Raw genomic sequence first — 18,404 nt, forward strand, 5'->3', positions numbered from 1 at the left:
TGGACGACTTTTACGCCGCCCGCAGCAGGACTATCCCGCCGCTACCGTGGTCGAATATTGCTCCGCCGTTCTCAGCCGCCCTGGAACAGGTGCTCGATGTCCTGCGGGAGCTGGACCATTGAGCCTGGCGTTCCCGCCTTCGACGAAAATCTACCTGTCGCTGGCGCCATGCGACATGCGCAAGGGGTTTGACGGGCTGTCGGCGCAGGTGCGCAATATTCTTCAGCTCGATCCATTCTCGGGGGCGGTCTTCCTGTTCCGCGGGAAAAGGGGCGACAGGTTGAAGGCCCTGGTCTGGGACGGGTCCGGGCTATGCCTGTATGCGAAGCGTCTCGAGCGCGGAAAGTTCGTGTGGCCTCGTGCTCATGAGGGCGCGCTCCGCCTGTCGGCAGCCCAGCTTGCGATGCTCGTCGAAGGGCTGAACTGGAAGCAGGCGATCGTCCACGACGAGGTGATCACACCGAGGCTCGCATAGCCAAAAAGATCAGGAAAACCACCATTTTATGTAGGCTTTGCCGTGGGCTTCGGCTATTATCGGCGGCATGCGGTTCGCCCTTGATCGCCTTCCCACAGACCCAATCCTCCTGCAGAAAATGCTGCTGGAGATGGCCGATGTCATGGAGCAGGAACGGGCCGAACTGACGGCGGCGCAAGCCACCCTCAAAGCCCAGACCTTGCGGATCGAAAAGCTCGAGCATCGTGTCGCGCGGCTGCTGCGCGTCCAGTTCGGCCGCAGCTCCGAGAAAATGGATATCGCCCAGCTGAGGCTGATGTTCGAGGAGGTCGAAGCCCCGGAACCTGCAAACGATGAGGTGTCGGCGCCGCCCGTGATGAAATCAGCCCGCAAATCCGGCGGCCGCGTTCCGCTTCCCGCACACTTCCCGCGTCAGACCGTCGATCATCAGCCCGGCCCGTGCAGTGCAGGTTGTAGTGGACCGTCAGTGCAGATCGACGAGGCCGTCACCGAGGTCCTCGACTATGTCCCTGCACGCTTCCGCGTCATCCGCCATGTCCGGCCCAGGCTGGCATGCCGGTCCTGCGAACAGGTCCGACAAGCGCCCGCTGTCGATCTGCCGCTGCCCAAGGTGATGGCGAGCAGCGCCTTGCTGGCCCACCTCGTCGTCAATCGCTTTGTCGATCACCAGCCCTGGCATCGGCAGTCGGTAATCTTCCGCCGCGTTGGGCTTCACATTGATCGGGATGTGATGAGCCGCTGGGCGCGAAAACTGGCATGGCTGCTGGCGCCGCTGGGCGAGCGGTTGTTCGCCTATATTCGGGAAGCCGCCAAGATCCACGGTGACGACACGCCGGTCACATTGTTGGGCAATGGCGATGGCAGCCGGACCGGGCACTTCTGGGTGTATCTGCGCGATGATCGTTCAAGCGGTGATATGAGCCCACCTGCCGTGGCCTTCCGCTTCAGCGCAGATCGTGGCGGAGCGCATCCGGCAGAACATCTCGCCCGCTATCAGGGGTATCTCCAGGCGGACGGTTTTACGGGCTATAACGCGCTTTACCGCGACCCCAAAACCAAGGCTCCCAGGGACATCGTCGAAGTTGGATGCTGGAGTCACAGTCGCAGAAAATTTACCGACATACTGGAAAAGAGCCCGTCACCAATCGCGGCGGAGGCGGTCGTGCGGATCGCCGAACTCTTCGCCATCGAGCGCGATATCAAGGGTGCGCCACCCGATGAGCGGAGACGCATCCGCCAGATCAAGGCGGTGCCGAAGCTGGAGGCGCTGCGCGTCTGGCTCGAAACACAGAACCGTGGCCTGTCTTCCGACAGCAATCTGGCGCGTGCGTGTCGCTATCCGCTCAACCGCTGGCAGGCCATGATCCGCTACTGCGACGACGGTCGGCTCGAGATCAGCAACAATCTTGTGGAAAACGCCCTGCGCGGTGTCGCGCTCGGGCGTCGGAACTGGATGTTCGTCGGCTCCATGAAGGGGGGAGAGGCGGCCGCGCTCTTTTACTCCCTGGCCGGTACATGCCGCCTCAACGGCGTCGAGCCTGAAGCGTGGTTTACCGACGTCATCGAGCGCATCGGCAGCCATCCGATCAATCGGATCGATGACTTCCTGCCGTGGAACTGGCAGGCATCAAGACTGACCAACGATCTGGAGAAGGCTGCGTGAGCAACGCCACTGTGGTGCGGATGAAGATTACGCTGGACGATGTCACGCCGGCCGTCAGCCGAACGCTGGAGGTGCCGCTCAATATCCGGCTCGACCGCTTGCACACCGTCATCCAGACCGCCTTCTCGTGGACGGACTCTCACCTGTGGGAAATGAGCTTCGGGCAGACCGGCTTTGGCATCCCCGATCCAGAATATGGCTTCGACGGGCCACTCGACGCCCGTAAGGCCACCCTCGCTCAGGTCCTGGCGGATACGAGACGCAAGACCTTCCAATATCTCTACGACTTTGGCGATGCCTGGGAGCATAGCGTCAAGATCGAGCGCGTCAGCGCGGCCAGCCCGCACCTGACATATCCGCTCATCCTCGATGCAGTAGGCATGAGGCCGCCAGAAGACTGTGGCGGCCCATGGGGCTATGCCGAAAAGCTCGAAGCGCTCGGCGACCCCCAGCATGAATATCATGAAGAAGCGCTCGAGACCCTCGGCGACGACCATGATCCCAACGCCAAGCCCGATATACCCCTGATCGAAGCGAGGTTGGAAGCGCTCGCGAAAAAATGGGCGCCGCGGACACGCCGAAAAGCCTGACTGGCCCGCGTCAACGCCACCTTCCGTCGGCGCTTACCCTGCCTGGGCTCTTGTCCGGTAGATCTTCTTGCCGATCCGCTCGGTCTTGAGGGACGAAAAAAGCCCTCCGTGGCGACTTTGTCCCACAGGTGAAAGCATCTTATCTCAGTGTCCAATAGAGCAGATTCCGAACCGATTGCATCGGCGCGGCTGCTCTAGTCTTTTGTCTTGCCGCCTTTTCCGAGTCAGAAGCAGATTCCATCTGCTTGGAAAAGGCTCCAAACCCGCAGCAAGCCACTTCTTCCTGCCCTAACAGCGCCCCGCCAGCCAGGATCGAGGCCTATCCGTTCTAAATGAGTGGAAGCGATCCCGCATCGGTTTTCTGATGGAGATTATATTGTTAGCTAGCGCCCCGGGCCTGCCTTCGCGATTGTTTCCGGCGCGGGGGGCGGGTCTATCTGCCCCGAGACCCCAATCCCGCGTCCCTCATCCCGAAGTGATCGAGGGGGGAAGCGGCATGACTTCGCCTGGATCGAGCGCATCCTCGCGCCAGCGAACGGATCCAATGGGGCGTTCGAGCATACTCCGCACTCGTGGCGGCTCGCTGCCGATATGGAAGGCGACGGCGTGGTCGCGAAGCTGGCGGTCATCCACTGTCGGCCGGTCGCGCGCGCGCAGATAGTCGTTCCATGTAGGATAGTGAAAGCGTTCGACCCACAATTCCGGGTCGGTGATATCGCGCGCCAACGTCATGTTGAAGGCGCCGTTCCGCTCGCGCGAGCGGCGCACTTCGCGCATCGCATGGTAAAAGGCGCGGGCATCGTCATTTCGGATATGATGTTCGATTTTGATCGCCAGTGGCCGCTGCGGCCGGTCAGGGCCATTTGGACCACGGGATCGCCGCCGACGGGCGGTGCGGCCTATGCCGCGACATCTTCCGGCATGGCGAGCAGTCCGCCCAGCAATGGGCTGAGCAGCATCAGCAGGGCGGCGACGATCAGCGAGGCCGTAACGCCATGATCAGTCGCGATCCGGCCCCAGAGGATCGCTCCCCCGGCAAGGCCCCCCGCGATCGCCGCCTGGAAGGTCGCGAGCGCCCGGCCGCTCACCCAACGTGGCGCGCTGAGTTGCACCGACACATTATAGCTTGAGATCAGGATCATCCAGACGCCGCCAGCTGCGAGCATCGCCGTCGCGGTCAGCAGCAGAAACGGGCTGAACGCGGCAATGAGGAGCGATGCGCCTTGAATGATCGAGCAGGCCCTGACGACGGTTTCCGAAGCAAAGCGCGTCCGAATGCGTCCCATCGTCAGGGCGAAGGCCACCGCTCCCAGGCCGAAGGCGCCCAGCAGGATGCCATAGGTTCCCGGACCGCCATGCAGGATGCCGTTCGCCACCAGCGGCATCATGGAATAGACCGCCGCCCCACCCGTCGCGGTGATCAGGGCGCGCAGGATCACGCGGCGGATCGGCGGCGAATGATAGACGTAGCGCAACCCGGCCTGCATTGCGCGATCCAGCCGCTCAGGCGGCAGGCGCGGCGGCACGGCCTTGCGCTTCCACAGGAACAGCGCGACGATGATGGGAATGTAGAGTGCCGCGTTCAGCGAAAAGGCCAGCACCATTCCGGACGCGGCGATGACGATGCCGCCGAGCGCCGGCCCGATGCTGCGCGCCGCGTTGTTGGACAGCGAATAGAGAGCGACGGCGGCGGGCATCGCCCGGACGCCGACGATTTCCGCAGCGGACGCCTGCCAGGCCGGCGAGTAGAGCGAAATGCCCGTGCCGGTTATGAAAACGCACAGCAGAATCAGGCTGGGCGATATCAGCCCGGCCGCCGCCACCGCCGCCAGCAGGCTCGCGCCGCCAAGGCACAGTATCAGCGCCGCGAGCGCGACTCGCCTGCGATCGTACATGTCGGCCACCGCGCCCGCGGCGATCGCCAGCAACATGATGGGCAACATGGCGGCCGTCTGCACCATCGCGACCAAATCGGCCTTATGCGTGATCTGAAGCATCGTCCAGGCGGCGGCGACGGCCTGCATCTGTTGGCCGAGATTGGAAAAGAGACTGGATATCCAGATGCGGCGGAAAACCGGTTCCCGCAACGGTGCCATCATGTCTTCGGCCCTGCCTGGGGTTTCGTCCGTCGCGTCAGGGGCAGTTGATCCTGCTTCAGGCAAGTCGTTTCCCTTCCTATGGAGCGACGTCATTGAGCGTGCGCGCCGGATCGTCATGCAGATTAACCGATGCAACAGCTATCGGATGCCTGTCAATGCGGCACTTCTGACTCCGCTTTTTCCCCGATTGCGGGCTAATCTTCCACAATCTTCCAAAGCAGAAAGCGTGATCTTGGCCGATCTTTGCGGTGTTCACCTGTCCGCCGCTCGATCCTTTGCCTCCGCCTTGCGCGTCCCGGGGCGGCATTATGGATCGTAAAGCCATAAAGCGTTTCAAGGATAAGGTGGCAATCGTTACGGCGGCGGGGCAGGGTATCGGCGAACATTATGCCAAGGCACTGGCTGCGGAAGGCGCGGCAGTGAGGATCGCCGAAATCAACCTCGACAATGCGCCGCGCGTGGCCGATGACATCGCTGCAAGCGGCGGCAGGGCCATCGCCCTGCGCACCGACGTGTCGTCGGAAGCGTCCTGCGCCGAGTGCGTCGAGGAAACGGTCAAGGCGTTCGGAGGGCTGGATTTTCTCATCAACAATGCGGCGATCTTCGCGGGTATGCGACGAGAATCGTGGATGGAGATCGACCTCGATTATTATCATCGCTTCATGGCGGTGAATTTCGAGAGCGTCTATTTGATGACACGGGCAGCCTATCCCGCGCTCAAGGCGCGGGGAGGCGGTGTCATCATCAACCAGTCCTCGGCGGCGGCCTGGTATGGCGGCAATTATTATGGCCTGGCGAAACTGGGGGTCAACGGCCTCACCATCGCGCTGGCCAAGGAACTGGGGCCTCAGGGCATCCGTATGAACGCGGCCGGAATCTCGAGCGGCTGGTTGATTAGAGATGGTGCGCGCGCGAAGATCGGGAGCCGATTTTGCGCGAAAAACCATGCTATAACAAGGAATGAGAGCGCACGACCTGCGTCCGATTTAACGCCGCGCGCCCTGGTTATGTGGTTCCGACGACACCTCCCCCGGCGAACAGCGGAACGTCTTCAAGGCCGCTGTGGATATGCACCAAATTTTAAAAGCGGATGCGATAGCCCACGGTTGCACTCTGACCACTGCTCTGCGCATCGAACTCGCTATTGGCCCCCAGATATAGTGTGGCGGTTGACGACGTCCTCAGGCTCAATCCGGCGCCCAACGTGGCGAGCGTCTCGCTGCGGTTCGCGCCGGTAATGGCAAGGCCGTCGGGAACGCCGATATAGGAGGCCGTCGCAACCGACCTTGTACCGCTCAGCTGATGCAGGACGCCGGCGGACAGCCAAGGGCTGATCCGCGCTTCGGTCGAGCCGTGGAGTTCCAGCGCCCCGCGCAGGAAGTTGGCTTTTGTCCGCCGCGCATCGACGTCCAGCGCCCACACGCCATCGCCTGTCTCGTTCGCGCCGCCACGACGCGAAGAGATATGGGTGAAGCCGATTTCGGGTTCGAGCCTCCAGCCATCGCCCATACCGAAGGCGTGGCCGATCGAGATATCGGCCGTCCAGCTGCGCAGGCGGTAATGGCTGCTGACCTTGCCGCCGCCCGGGAGCGTGCGGTTCGTGTCGGCCTTGCTGCCGTCATAGCTGAATGAGGCGGCGATGTTGAAGCCGCTGAGATCGCCCTGGGCGACCAGGCCCGCCAGAATGCCGTTCGCCTCGGTCCGGGATTGCAGCGCTCCAATCCGCTGGCGCCCGCCAGAGTCAGGTGCAAAGTTGACGACGCTGAGCCGGCATCTCGACGGTGGTCGCGCACGCCCCTGCCGTCCAGCTTTCCATGGCTTTCTCTCTCCGATCATAACGACGCCCAATGGGCATGGACCGTGAGAATCTTTCCGGTTCAAGTTGAACCGGAAAAATCTATACGCCGCCGTCGCGCAGCGCCCCTCCTAGTTGCTGCACCTGCCGATGAAGCGCCTTCAACTGCTCCACGTCCATGCCCGACCGGGCGAGCAACGCTTCGCCCAGGCAGCCGCATGTTTCGCGTAGCGCGGCTCCCCGTTCGGTCAGACGCACCTGCACCTGTCGCTCGTCGGCGGGGTTGCGCTCGCGGACAACCAGGCCCGCCGTCTCCAGCCGTTTGACGAGCGGCGTCACGGTGCTGGATTCCAGCGTCAACCGTTCGGCGATCGCGCCGATCGTGCGTCCATCCCGTTCCCAAAGGGCGTGCAGCACCAGATATTGGGGATAGGTGATGCCCAGTTCGTCGAGCATCGGCTTGTAGAGGCGATTGATCGCCATGCTCGTCGCATAGAGCGAAAAGCAGAGTTGGCTGTCGAGCGGCAGCACGGCGGACATGGCATATTTCCTTTCGCGATCCTGATATCACGAAAATTCATATCGCAACAAATATTCTTGTGGACAAGGGGTCTTCGGTTCGCTAGATGAAAAATACCGCGATAATTAATATCGCAATATACAAGGAGCCAGATGATGTCCGTTGACATATTATATCGCACTGCCGCTTCCGCCGTCGGCGGCCGTGACGGCCATGCCCGTACCGAGGATGGCCGCTTCGAAGTGAAGCTGTCCACGCCCAAGGAACTGGGCGGCGCCGGGGGCGACGGCGCCAATCCCGAACAATTATTCGCGGCCGGCTATTCGGCCTGCTTCATCGGCGCGCTCAAGGTTGCCGGCGCGCAACTCAAGCTGAAGGTTCCCGCCGAAACCAAAGTCACCGCGACGGTCGGTATCGGGCCGCGTTCGGAAGGCGGCTTCGGCATCACCGCCGACCTGCTGGTCGACCTGCCGGGCGTCGCTCGTGCCGATGCGGAAAAGCTGGTCGCTGCCGCGCACCAGATTTGCCCCTACAGCAATGCGACTCGCGGCAATATCGATGTCGGCCTGACCGTTGCCTGATCGTTGACGATGAACTGTTTGCGCCCGGACCGTCGACACGGTCCGGGCCACAGCCATCATAATGTCGTGGCTCAGGCCGCCCGGCAATCAGCCTGAGCGATGATCCGTTCGGCCATTTCGTCGGCGACCAGCGCCGGCGATCGGCTTTCGCTGCGCGCCAGTTCCAGTATCGCGCCGACGCGCGGGCCGATCTGATCGACGCGCGCTGCGACGCTTGCCCGGTCTTCGCCCAGATATTCGGCCGACACGCTGATGATCCCGCCTGCGTTGACGACATAGTCCGGCGCATAGACAATGCCGCGATCCAGTAGCCGGTCGGCGACGTCGGGCGTGGCAAGCTGGTTGTTGGCCGCGCCGCAGACCAGCCGCACCTTCATGATCGCCACGCTCTGCGCTGTAAGCGCCCCGCCGAGCGCGCAGGGCGCGAAAATGTCGGCCTCCACCGATGCGATCTCCTCCACATCGACGACCTGTGCATCCAACACCGCGCCCAACGCATTGCGGCGGCGCGGGTCGATATCCGCAATGACCAGCCGCGCGCCGGCATCGGCCAGGCGGCGGCACAGGCTCGCGCCGACATTGCCCGTGCCCTGGACGGCGACGGTGAGGTCGGACAGGTCCGCGCCCAATGTCAGGCGGGCGGCGGTCCGCATGGCTTCGAACACGCCCAGCGCCGTCCAGGGGGACGGATCGCCGCCCGCCTGGTCGCCCGCCGGGTCCAGTCCGGCGACATGGCGCGTCATGGTCGACACTTCGCGCATGTCGGCGACCGTGGTGCCGACATCTTCCGCCGTGACATAAAGGCCGCCCAGATTCTCGACCGCGCGGCCGAAGGCGCGGAACAGGGCGACGCGGTCGAACGGGCCGTCGGGCTGGCGCAATACCGCCTTGGCCCCGCCAAAGGGAAGGTCGGCCAGCGCATTCTTGTAGCTCATGCCTTCGGCCAGCCGGCAGGCATCGCCAAAGGCCGCCTCCAGATCGGGATAATGCCAGAATCGGCATCCGCCTGCCCCCGGCCCGAGCGCTGTGGAATGGATCGCGATGACGCCATCCAGGCCGCTTTCGGGATCGAGCAGGCGCACCGATTGCATCGGTGGGTTCAGGCGGGCGGGACGGGCGACCATGGTCTTCTCCTTTGTGTGTCGCGAGGCTTATCGGCTGTAGGCAGGGAAGAATCTTGCCCGATTTAACGACCAATTGCCGCAAATGGGGAAGATTTATTCCGAATAATTCGATATTGAGGAAAATATGATCGATCTTGACCATTTCGAGCGTAAGATTCTCCGCGAATTGCAGCGCGATGCCAGCCAGACAATGGCGGAGATCGCCGAGAAGGTGGGGTTGACGCCATCGCCCTGCTGGCGTCGCATCGACCGGCTGGAGCGGGAAGGGTTGATCCGCAAGCGCGTGGCGGTGATCGACCGGCGCAAGGTCGGCCTCAACGCCCAGGTTTTCGCGCAGGTGAAGCTCAACGCCCATGGCCGCGCCAATCTGGATGAATTCAGCGCGGCCATTCGCGGCTTTCCCGAAGTGCTGGAAGCCTATGTGTTGATGGGCACGATGGATTTCATGCTGCGGATCGTCGCGAAGGATATCGAAGCCTATGAACGCTTCTTCTTCGAACGGCTGAGCAAATTGTCCGGCGTGCAGGAAATCAATTCGACGGTGGCCCTGTCGGAGATTAAATCGACCAACGAACTGCCGATCTGACAGAGGGCGGGACGCTGACGTGCCCCGCCGCACCGACATCGGTCCTCACTTCCAGGTCGCGCCCAGAAGCCGGCGGAAATTGCCGCCCAGCACCGCCCGGATATTATCGTCCGAATAGTTGCGGCGCACCATCTCCTCGACAAGATTGAACATCTTGAGCGGATCGTCGAACCCGTCGGTGTCGATCTTGTCGCGAAACGCATAGCTGCCCTTATAGCCCGCCTTCAGCTTGGCATAGGCGGTCGGCTCCATATCGTCATAGCCATAAATGTCGGCATCCGATCCGATGCCGACCTTGTCGATGCCGATCAGCTTGGTGACATGGTCGATCTGATCCACCAGATTGGCGATTGTCGTCGGCTCCTTGGCGGTCAGGAAATTGCGCACGCCGGTAATTCCCATGACGCCGCCCTTGGCGCCTAGCGCCTTGATCGCTTCGTCGGTCTTGGTGCGAGGATGGTTGTTGAGCGCGCGGCAATTGCTGTGCGTGATCGCGATCGGACCGCTGGCCATGGCGATGGCGTCCAGTGTCGTCTTGTCGCCGCAATGGGACACGTCGACCACCATGCCGACCTTGTTCATTTCCGCGACGATCGCGACGCCATAATCGGACAGGCCACCATCGATCCGGTCGGTGCAACCTGACCCGATCCGGTTCTGGCTGTTATAGGTGAGTTGCGACACCCGCTGGCCCAGTTGATAGAATGTCTTCACATCCTCTGGCGTGCTGAAATGATCGCTATTCTGTAGCCCCATGATGACGGCCATGCGGCCGTCGCTCTTGGCGCGGTCCAGGTCTGCGCCGAGGCCCACACCCTGGAAGAGATGCGGGTTGCGTGCGACGAAGCCGGTCCATGCCAGCAGCCATTGCAGCGTCTGTTGCCGCGCGTCCGGGCCGCCTATGCCGATGCTGTTGTGAAAGGCGGTGATGCCGCTTGCACGGAAGTCGGCCGCCCATTTCTCACTTACCGGCCCTGCATAGGTTTGGGGACGAAAATCCAGCGTCAACGGCGCCAGCATGTCGATGATAAGCGATTCCTTCACCAAGTCGGTCACGCGCCTGGAATAGCGGCGCGGTGACGCGGCATGGGCCGGATAGAGGCCGCCATTGATCATCGGAAAGGCAAATGCCGTCGCCGTCATGGCGCCTGTCAGCATCTGCCGCCGCGAAACACCTGTCTTCCTGTCCATCTCTCACTCCCATTTTATCGGATTGGAAAAGAGTTTGCCGCGAATGATTGATCCTGTATAGAAAAATAATATCTAAAACGAGAATATATGAGAGGTTCGGCATGTTGCATTGCGGCCATGGAAATAGGCGCGGATGGAAATGGACCTTGGGCGGCGCTGCTGCTGCTGCGCTCCTGTTGGTCCCGGCCAGTTCTGCAGCACTAGCGAAAACGCCTGCGGCTTCGGCGTCGGTTTCCATCGATCGGGCCAGGCTTGCCGGCCTGCCCGAATTTATCGACGGCATCCTGGCCCAGCAGATCGCGCAGCGGGAAGTGGCGGGCGCGGTCATCGCCGTGGTTCATCGCGGCAAGGTAATGATGACGCGCGGCTATGGCTTTGCCGATGTCGACAAAGGCGTTCGCGTGGATAGGCGGCGCACCCTGTTCCGGCCGGGATCGGTGTCGAAACTCTTTACCTGGGCGGCGCTGATGCAGCAGGTGGAGGCGGGCAAGGTCGATCTGGATGCCGACGTAAATCGCTACATCGACTATGCGATTCCGCCCTTTGATGGCAGGCCGATCAGGGTGCGCGACCTGTTCGCCCATGCCGTGGGCATGAGCGACCTGTCCTATGCCGAGGGTGAGTGGAAAAAGGAGGAGGCCTATCAATCCTTCCTCAAGACCCATATTCCTCCACGCCTCTGGGCACCGGGCGGAGAGATTTCCTACTCCAACTATGGTGCGGCGCTAGCGGGCTATATCGTCGAGCGCGTGTCGGGCGAGTCCTTCCCAGACTATGTCGAGCATCATATCTTCAAGCCGCTCGGCATGGCCAGCTCCACCTTCCGCGAGCCGCTGACGGGCGACAATGCCGCGCATATGGCGTTGGATTATGCGCTGGTCGATGGGCGTTACAAGGCCAAACCCTATGAGCGCTACGACAAGATCATGCCGGCCGGCTCCGCTGCGTCGACTGCGCCGGACATGGCGCGCTTCATGCTGGCCATGCTGGGCAATGGCGCGCTGGGTGGCGCGCGCATCCTGAAACCGGACTCGGTCCGTTTCCTAGAAAGCGACTCGCTCGCCAACGCGCCGGGGCTACCGGGCATGGCGCATGGCTTCATGGTCGCGCGCGAATCGGGGCCGCGACTTGTCGGTCATGGCGGCAACACCATGGACTTCCATAGCTATCTGCTGCTCGCGCCAGAGGCCGATTTCGGTTTCTTCGTGTCGATGACGGGTGGGCAGGGCAGCTATGGCGCGCGCACGGAACTGAGCGATGCGATCATCGGCCGCCTCTTTCCGCAGGCTCCGGCGACGCGCTGGACGCAGGCGGGCGCGAAGCCGCCGGTCGGCACCTATCGTGTCAACCGACGCGACTATGCCAAGCCCGCCGATCCGGCGGGCGATCTCAGGATTTCGGTCCAGGGCGATCACGGCCTGCTCGTCGAAGCGCAGGGTCGGAAAAGCCGTTGGGAGCAGATCGGGCCGGCGCTCTACGAACAGGTCACGGGCGCACGGGCAGGCGGCCCCTTTGATCGGCTGCTCTTTTATGGAGCGCTGAACGATCCCCGGATCTCCTTCGGGTCGCAACCGCATGTCACCTATCATCTGGTGCCGGGGCAGGGGAAATGAGATCGGGCGTCGCCGATCAAGCGATCGGTCATTTTATTTTTCTAATATGACAATTATATCTCATTTAGGATTGAATTGTCCTAATAATAATGTTCCTATCCTTCCAAGTTGAATCGGAGGAAGTGGGCACGTCAGGCGGAAAATAGGCGGATGCAAGCGGACGGCCTTGGCGTGTTGCGCTCTTCTTCGGGTGCAAAGGGGTATGAGCATGAAGTCCAATCATTTGTCGTGGCTCGCGGGCACCACGTTGGCGGGGATCGCAGGCCTGTCGCCCGCCCTGGCCCGGCAGCCGGCGGAACAGGCCGTGGAATCCGAAATCCCCGTGCAGTCTGAGATCATCGTCACCGGATCGCGCATCCAGCGGCAAGGCTTCGACGCGCCCACGCCCACCACGATATTGGGGGCTGAGCAATTGCAGCAAGGCGACCGGCCCAGCCTGGCCCAAGCGCTGAACGATATTCCGCAATTCCGGCCGACCGCTACGCCGGAAACCACCACCGGCAACACCACGGCCGCCGCGTCGCCCGCCGACTTGCGGGGGCTGACCGCCGTGCGGACGCTGACCCTGCTCAACGGTCACCGTTTCACTGGCAGCGCAGACCTCAACAGCGTGCCGCAGAATTTGATCAAGCGGGTCGATGTCGTGACCGGCGGCGCATCCGCCGCCTGGGGATCGGGGGCGGTGGCGGGCGTGGTCAATGTCATTCTGGACGATGAACTGACCGGCTGGAAAATGGGCGCGAATAGCGGCGTGTCGTCACGCGGCGACGGCTATCGCTTCGGCGGAGATGCGGCGTGGGGCATGAAATTCGCGGACGATCGCGGCCATGTCATGATCGGCGGCGAATATCTCAAGAGCAAGGGCGCCTTCGATCGCGATGACCGGCCGAACCTGAATTCCGGCCTGTTTCAGCGCGCCGACGGCCAGCTGGTCCTGACCAATGACGTCAACTACACCATTCTCAATCGCGGCGGGTCGATCCTCAGCACGTCCGCAGCGCCCTATAATCTGGTGTTCAATCCGGATGGATCGGTCGGCCCGCTGCCGCTGGGCAGCGAGACATTCGGCCAGCAGACCGTCGGCGGTGGCGGGCAGAGCGTGTATGATTATGTGTCGGTCAGCACGCCCTATGAGCGGACCAACCTCTTCGCCCATGTCAGCTACGACCTGACCGACAATCTGAAAATCTGGGTCGACGGCAGCTACAACCGCATGGCCGGCGACTTCACTTTCTTCCCGGAAACGCCGCTTGCCGTGATCCAACCGGATAATGGCTTTCTGACCGCGACCGCCAGGTCCCAACTGGCGACTGCCGGCGTCACCGGCCCCTTCATTATCGGTCGCATTCTGGACGATGTCGGTCAGGACGGCATGTTGACCTTCAACTATGCGCGCCGCAACCTCGAAGGGGCGATCGGTCTGGACGGCAGTTTCGGCAATGGCTGGAGCTACAAACTTTATTATGACCATGGCGAATTGCGGAACCGGCAGACGCTGGCCAACCAACGCATCACCGCCCGCTTCAACAAGGCGATCGACGCGGTGCTGGTCAATGGCAGCCCGGTCTGCCGCGTCAATGCGGACGCCAGCACGGCCAATGACGATGCCGCCTGTGTGCCGATCGACATTCTCGGCAGCGGCAAGATTAGCGACGCCGGCCGCGCCTATGCCTTTGGCGACGCCTCCTCGACCAGCACGACCAAGCTGGACGCGGCGGGCTTCAGCCTCAGTGGCCAGCCTTTTTCGACCTGGGCCGGGGCGGTCGACCTCGCCCTGGGCGGCGATTTCCGCTGGGAGGAATTCGTCACCAATTCCATCGATGCACTGTCGGCGGCGCGGGCCTTCGCGACGCTCAACTATGCGCCGACCAATGGCGGCTTCAACGTCAAGGAATTCTTCGCTGAAGTCGCCGTGCCGCTGCTCGACGTGGCGGATACGGCCAAGCTGGAGGTGAACGGCGCCGCCCGCTATTCCGATTACAGCACCAGCGGCGGCATCTGGTCGTGGAAGACGGGCGGCACGCTGCGCCTCGTCAATGACCTGCTGCTGCGCGCCGTTTATTCGCGCGACATCCGATCGCCCAGCATCAACGAATATTATCTGGGCCGCGCGACCAACATCGGCAATGTGCAGGATCCCTTCCGCAACAATTCGGTGGCGCTGAACGTGTTCAGCTACACCGGCGGCAATCCGGCGCTCGATCCGGAAATCTCGCACACATTGACCTTGGGAGGCTCCTATTCGCCACGTTTCGTGCCGGGGCTGCGCCTATCGGTGGACTTCTACCGGATCAAGATCGACGGGGTGATCGTGACGCTGGCAACGCAGGATGTGCTGAATCTTTGCGCGGCGCAGAACCCCGGCGACAATCTGTGCGGCGGCCTGATCGAGCGCGACGCCAATGGTGGCCTCGTCTCGGTGCTGCGCACCTATCGCAACCTGGCCCAGTATAAGACTAAGGGGCTGGATATCGAGGCGGCCTATCAGATGCCGTTGGGGGCAGGGCGCGTAACCGTCCGGTCGCTGGCGACCCATGTCATGGAATTGTTGATCGACGATGGCGTGACCACGACCGATCGTGCGGGCATCGTCGGGGGCGACACGCTCTTCTCCACGCCCAAATGGCGCGTGACGACATCGGTCGGCTATGATGACGCGCATTTCGGCGTCGACCTGCGCGTCCGTCATGTCAGCGGCGGCAAATATACTTTTGTCCCCGGCCCTAATGGCCAGTTGCCGATCAACAACGTCATTGGCGGCCGCACCTATGTCGATTTCGGCGTCCGCTTCAAGGTCGGGGCCTTCACCCTCTACGGCAACGTCAACAACCTGTTCGATCGCGATCCGCCGATGTCCCAATATACCAATGCCAATTACGACGTGATCGGCCGCTATTTCTCCGGCGGCGTGAAGTTGAATTTCTGATCGCGACGGCGACCCGGACGGCGGCGGGTTCGCCGGACAGGCCATCCGCAGCGCTGGCTCCGGTCATGACGGAATATTTCTCAAACAAGATCAACAGGAAAGGGCGCAGCATCATGCGATGGATGAAATATCTGGCCGCCGGCGCATTGGCGCTGGCCGGCGGCGTTACCGTGGCTCAACAGGCGCCGGTCGATGCGCCCTCGCTGGTCCCGCAACCGGCGGCGAAGCCCACCGCCGTGGTGCCGGTGGCGCCATCCGTTGACGGGCAGCATATCCTGACGAAGCAGGATGCGGACGCCTGGCTCGACGGCTTCCTGCCCTATGCGCTGGCGCGGGGCGATATCGCCGGCGCGGTGGTCGTCATCGTCAAGGACGGGCAGGTGCTGACGCAGCGTGGTTTCGGCTATGCCGATGTCGCCGCGCGCAAGCCGGTCGATCCCGCCACCACGCTCTTCCGTCCCGGTTCGGTGTCGAAACTCTATACCTGGACGGCGGTGATGCAACAGGTGGAGGCCGGCAAGCTGAACCTCGACGCCGACGTCAACCAATATCTCGACTTCAAGATTCCGCCCTATGAGGGCAAGCCGATCACGTTGCGCAATATCATGACGCACACGCCCGGCTTCGAGGAGGCGGGTCGCGATCTGATCGGCAAGAACACGAATGTTCCGACATTGGAAGCGGTGCTGAAACGCTGGACACCGCACCGCGTCTATGCGCCCGGCTCGACCCCGGCCTATTCCAACTATGCGACCGCGCTGGCCGGCTATATCGTGCAGCGGGTCAGTGGCCTGCCATTCGACGATTATATCGAACGCAACATCTTCCAGCGGCTCGGCATGAAATATGCGAGCTTCCGCCAGCCGCTTCCGGCCGCGCTCCAGCCGCACATGGCCAAGGGTTATCAGCTGGGATCGGGCGAGGCGAAGCCGTTCGAGATCGTGTCGGTCGCGCCTGCCGGCAGTTCCTCGATCAGCGGCGCTGACATGGCGAAGTTCATGATCGCGCACCTCGACAATGGCGGCCCGCTGCTGAAGCCCGAAACGGCGAAGCTGATGCACGCGCCCGCCAACGCGCCGCTGCCTGGTCTCAACCGCATGATGCTCGGCTTCTACGAGAAGAAGATCAACGGCATCAGCGCCATCGCCCATGGCGGCGACACGCGCTGGTTCCATTCCGACCTGTCGCTCTTTCCCAGCAAGAATGTCGGCCTCTACATCTCGCTGAACAGTATGGGGAAGGACGGCGCGGTCGGTCCGATCCGCAACAGCTTCTTCAAGCAGTTCGCCAACCGCTACTTCCCTGCGCCGGTCACGCCCACGCCAAAGGAACTGGCCACGGCCAAGGATCATGCGGCGCAGGTCGCCGGCACCTATGCCAGCAGCCGTGCGCCGGTGGAAAACTGGGCGGCGATGATGGGCTTCGTCAGCCAGATGCAGATCGGCACGGACAAGGACGGCAAGCTGTCCATCCCTGCCTTCAAGACCATCGGCGGCGCGCCGCGCAAATGGATCGAGGTCGCGCCCTATATATGGCAGTCGACCGAGGATGGCGACCAGTTTGCGGCACGGATCGAAAATGGCAAGGTCACGCGCGTTTTCTACGGCCCGGTCGCGCCGATCATGGTCTGGGACCCGGTGCCCTGGTACAAGAACACCGCCTGGCTGAAGCCACTGGCGATCGCGGCGCTGGCCATCATCATCTTGACCGCGCTCGCATGGCCCGTCGGCGCCATCACCCGCAAGCGCTATGGCGCGAAGCTGGAACTGACGGGCCGTGACCTGACCTTCCACCGCGTCGTTCCCGCCTGCGCCTGGGGCGTGCTGGCGCTGCTTGGCAGCTGGGTGGCCGTCGTCGCCATAGCGAGCGATTATGTGACCTCGGCTGGTCTTATCTGGTTCAACCAGATTGCGGGGCTGCTGCTCTTCTTCGGCTTCGTCGGCGTGGCCGGCTGGAACGCCTATCTGGCCTTCAGCAACAGGCGCGGCCGGTTCGGCAAGCTGTGGAGCGTGCTGCTGCTGGCCGCCACCATCATCATGCTGTGGGTGGCGCTCGCCTTCCACCTGATCAGCTTCGGCGCCAACTGGTAGGCGGCGGGGCGAGGCCGGGCGGTGTAGCGCCGTCCAGCCTCGCCCGCTTTCCAGATCACTTTCTCTTCTTCGCCCGTGCTGGATGCGCGGGCGCGGGGCGGCGTGCGCCCCGATTGCTTCAGGAGTTTCCCAACATGACCACTGCTCTTACCCTCGACGTGACGGCCGAACGGCTCGATTTCAAGGCGCCGTTCCGCATTTCGGGCTATGTGTTCGAAGGGCTGGACTGCGTGGTCGCGACCCTGTCGGACGGGACGCATAGCGGCCGGGGGGAGGGCGATGGCGTCTATTATCTCGACGACCGGCAGCCGCATATGCTGGCCGAACTGGAGCGGACCCGCGCCGCGATCGAGGCCGGGCCGACCCGTGAGGAATTGCGATCCATCCTGCCCGCCGGCGGCGCGCGCAACGCGGTCGACGCCGCGCTCTGGGAACTGGAGGCGAAGCGCGCGGGGAAGCCGGTTTGGGCGCTGGCCGGGCTGGAGGCGCCCAGGCCCGTCGTCACGACCTTTACCCTGGGCGCGGACGATCCGGCGAAGATGGCGCAGGCGGCGCTCGCCTTCGGCCCGGTCCGCGCGATCAAGGTCAAGCTGACCGGCGATCTCGATCTCGACATCGCCCGTGTCGCGGCGATCCGCGCCGCGCGGCCCGATGTGTGGCTGGGCGTCGACGCCAATCAGGGTTTTGCCGACAGCGAACTGGACAATCTCGTGGCGGCGATGGTCGCCGCCAACGTCTCCCTGATTGAGCAGCCGCTGGCGCGCGGACGGGAAGCCGATCTGGACGGCTATCGTTCGCCCATCCCGCTGGCGGCGGACGAAAGCGCGTTGACGCTGGACGATGTGCCGGGACTGGTCGGCCGGTTCGACGTGGTCAATATCAAGCTCGACAAATGCGGTGGCCTGACCGAGGGGCTGATGATCGCCCGTGCGGCGAAGGCTGCCGGCCTCGGCGTCATGGTGGGCAATATGGGCGGCTCGACGCTCAGCATGGCGCCCAGTTTCCTGCTGGGACAGCTTTGCGACATTTGCGATCTGGACGGTCCGATCTTCCTGAGCCGCGACCGCGATCCCGCCATCCGCTACGAGGACGGCACCGCCTGGTGCGACGAGCGCATGTGGGGCCGGGAAAGCCCGGACGCGGCGTGATCG

The 18,404-nt window shown here is 62.9% G+C and carries 15 protein-coding genes and 1 pseudogene; 10 read left to right on the forward strand and 6 right to left on the reverse strand.

The annotated features are described in order from the left end of the window. The first annotated feature begins 118 nt into the window (after positions 1-118). The 3 genes from tnpB to AC58EF_RS16345 all read left to right on the forward strand — a co-directional run bounded on the left by tnpB (position 119) and on the right by AC58EF_RS16345 (position 2,728). Positions 119-475: an IS66 family insertion sequence element accessory protein TnpB gene (gene tnpB, locus AC58EF_RS16335; RefSeq protein ID WP_497277432.1), complete on the forward strand. Its 357-nt coding sequence runs from the start codon at positions 119-121 to the stop codon at positions 473-475. A 67-nt stretch (positions 476-542) separates the two neighbouring features. After that, positions 543-2,138 carry an IS66 family transposase gene (gene tnpC, locus AC58EF_RS16340; protein WP_497277433.1) on the forward strand — a complete coding sequence of 532 codons (1,596 nt, stop codon included), beginning with the start codon at positions 543-545 and terminating at the stop codon, positions 2,136-2,138. Beyond that, the gene (locus AC58EF_RS16345) at positions 2,135-2,728 is read left to right on the forward strand and encodes a plasmid pRiA4b ORF-3 family protein (protein WP_497277434.1); all 594 of its coding nucleotides are present in this window, start codon (positions 2,135-2,137) and stop codon (positions 2,726-2,728) included. The genes tnpC and AC58EF_RS16345 overlap by 4 nt, the downstream gene beginning before the upstream one ends. A 465-nt stretch (positions 2,729-3,193) precedes the next feature. On the opposite strand, the gene AC58EF_RS16350 is transcribed toward AC58EF_RS16345, so the two are convergent. Together AC58EF_RS16350 and AC58EF_RS16355 are read right to left on the reverse strand one after the other, a co-directional pair. Then, on the reverse strand, positions 3,194-3,673 hold the full coding sequence (locus AC58EF_RS16350; RefSeq protein ID WP_497277530.1) for an MFS transporter: 480 nt from the start codon (positions 3,671-3,673) through the stop codon (positions 3,194-3,196). Further along, positions 3,628-4,827: an MFS transporter gene (locus tag AC58EF_RS16355; protein ID WP_497277435.1), complete on the reverse strand. Its 1,200-nt coding sequence runs from the start codon at positions 4,825-4,827 to the stop codon at positions 3,628-3,630. The genes AC58EF_RS16350 and AC58EF_RS16355 overlap by 46 nt, the downstream gene beginning before the upstream one ends. 308 nt (positions 4,828-5,135) lie before the next feature. On the opposite strand from AC58EF_RS16355, the pseudogene AC58EF_RS16360 reads away from it, so the two are divergent. Beyond that, positions 5,136-5,660 (forward strand): annotated as a pseudogene (locus AC58EF_RS16360) (SDR family NAD(P)-dependent oxidoreductase); the annotation flags it as partial. Between the two features lie 247 nt (positions 5,661-5,907). On the opposite strand, the gene AC58EF_RS16365 reads toward AC58EF_RS16360, so the two are convergent. Together AC58EF_RS16365 and AC58EF_RS16370 are read right to left on the reverse strand one after the other, a co-directional pair. Next, on the reverse strand, positions 5,908-6,663 hold the full coding sequence (locus tag AC58EF_RS16365) for an autotransporter outer membrane beta-barrel domain-containing protein (protein ID WP_497277436.1): 756 nt from the start codon (positions 6,661-6,663) through the stop codon (positions 5,908-5,910). 61 nt (positions 6,664-6,724) lie between these two features. Then, on the reverse strand, positions 6,725-7,162 hold the full coding sequence (locus AC58EF_RS16370) for a MarR family winged helix-turn-helix transcriptional regulator (RefSeq protein ID WP_497277437.1): 438 nt from the start codon (positions 7,160-7,162) through the stop codon (positions 6,725-6,727). Positions 7,163-7,297: 135 nt separating this feature from the next. Here AC58EF_RS16370 and AC58EF_RS16375 point away from each other — a divergent pair, with 135 nt between their 5' ends. Next, positions 7,298-7,723, forward strand: coding sequence for an organic hydroperoxide resistance protein (locus AC58EF_RS16375; protein WP_497277438.1), 426 nt, complete (start codon positions 7,298-7,300; stop codon positions 7,721-7,723). A gap of 71 nt (positions 7,724-7,794) precedes the next feature. Here AC58EF_RS16375 and AC58EF_RS16380 read toward each other — a convergent pair whose 3' ends face one another. Further along, positions 7,795-8,847 carry a Leu/Phe/Val dehydrogenase gene (locus AC58EF_RS16380; protein ID WP_497277439.1) on the reverse strand — a complete coding sequence of 351 codons (1,053 nt, stop codon included), beginning with the start codon at positions 8,845-8,847 and terminating at the stop codon, positions 7,795-7,797. Positions 8,848-8,971: 124 nt separating this feature from the next. Between AC58EF_RS16380 and AC58EF_RS16385 the strand changes: the two genes are divergently transcribed. Beyond that, positions 8,972-9,433, forward strand: a complete 462-nt coding sequence (locus tag AC58EF_RS16385) for an Lrp/AsnC family transcriptional regulator (protein ID WP_497277440.1) — start codon at positions 8,972-8,974, stop codon at positions 9,431-9,433. A gap of 45 nt (positions 9,434-9,478) precedes the next feature. On the opposite strand, the gene AC58EF_RS16390 is transcribed toward AC58EF_RS16385, so the two are convergent. Next, positions 9,479-10,624, reverse strand: a complete 1,146-nt coding sequence (locus AC58EF_RS16390) for a dipeptidase (protein ID WP_497277441.1) — start codon at positions 10,622-10,624, stop codon at positions 9,479-9,481. A gap of 146 nt (positions 10,625-10,770) precedes the next feature. Between AC58EF_RS16390 and AC58EF_RS16395 the strand changes: the two genes are divergently transcribed. The 4 genes from AC58EF_RS16395 to AC58EF_RS16410 all read left to right on the forward strand — a co-directional run bounded on the left by AC58EF_RS16395 (position 10,771) and on the right by AC58EF_RS16410 (position 18,401). Continuing rightward, positions 10,771-12,237 carry a serine hydrolase domain-containing protein gene (locus AC58EF_RS16395; RefSeq protein WP_497277442.1) on the forward strand — a complete coding sequence of 489 codons (1,467 nt, stop codon included), beginning with the start codon at positions 10,771-10,773 and terminating at the stop codon, positions 12,235-12,237. Positions 12,238-12,445: 208 nt separating this feature from the next. After that, a complete protein-coding gene (locus AC58EF_RS16400) occupies positions 12,446-15,163 on the forward strand; it encodes a TonB-dependent receptor plug domain-containing protein (protein ID WP_497277443.1) in 2,718 nt (905 codons plus the stop codon). Between the two features lie 113 nt (positions 15,164-15,276). Beyond that, entirely contained in the window at positions 15,277-17,253 is a 1,977-nt protein-coding gene (locus tag AC58EF_RS16405) for a serine hydrolase domain-containing protein (protein ID WP_497277444.1), read from the forward strand. Between the two features lie 134 nt (positions 17,254-17,387). After that, positions 17,388-18,401, forward strand: a complete 1,014-nt coding sequence (locus AC58EF_RS16410) for a dipeptide epimerase (protein WP_497277445.1) — start codon at positions 17,388-17,390, stop codon at positions 18,399-18,401. The last annotated feature ends 3 nt before the right edge of the window (positions 18,402-18,404 follow it).

The sequence above is a fragment of the Sphingobium sp. WR1 genome, from assembly GCF_059693745.1.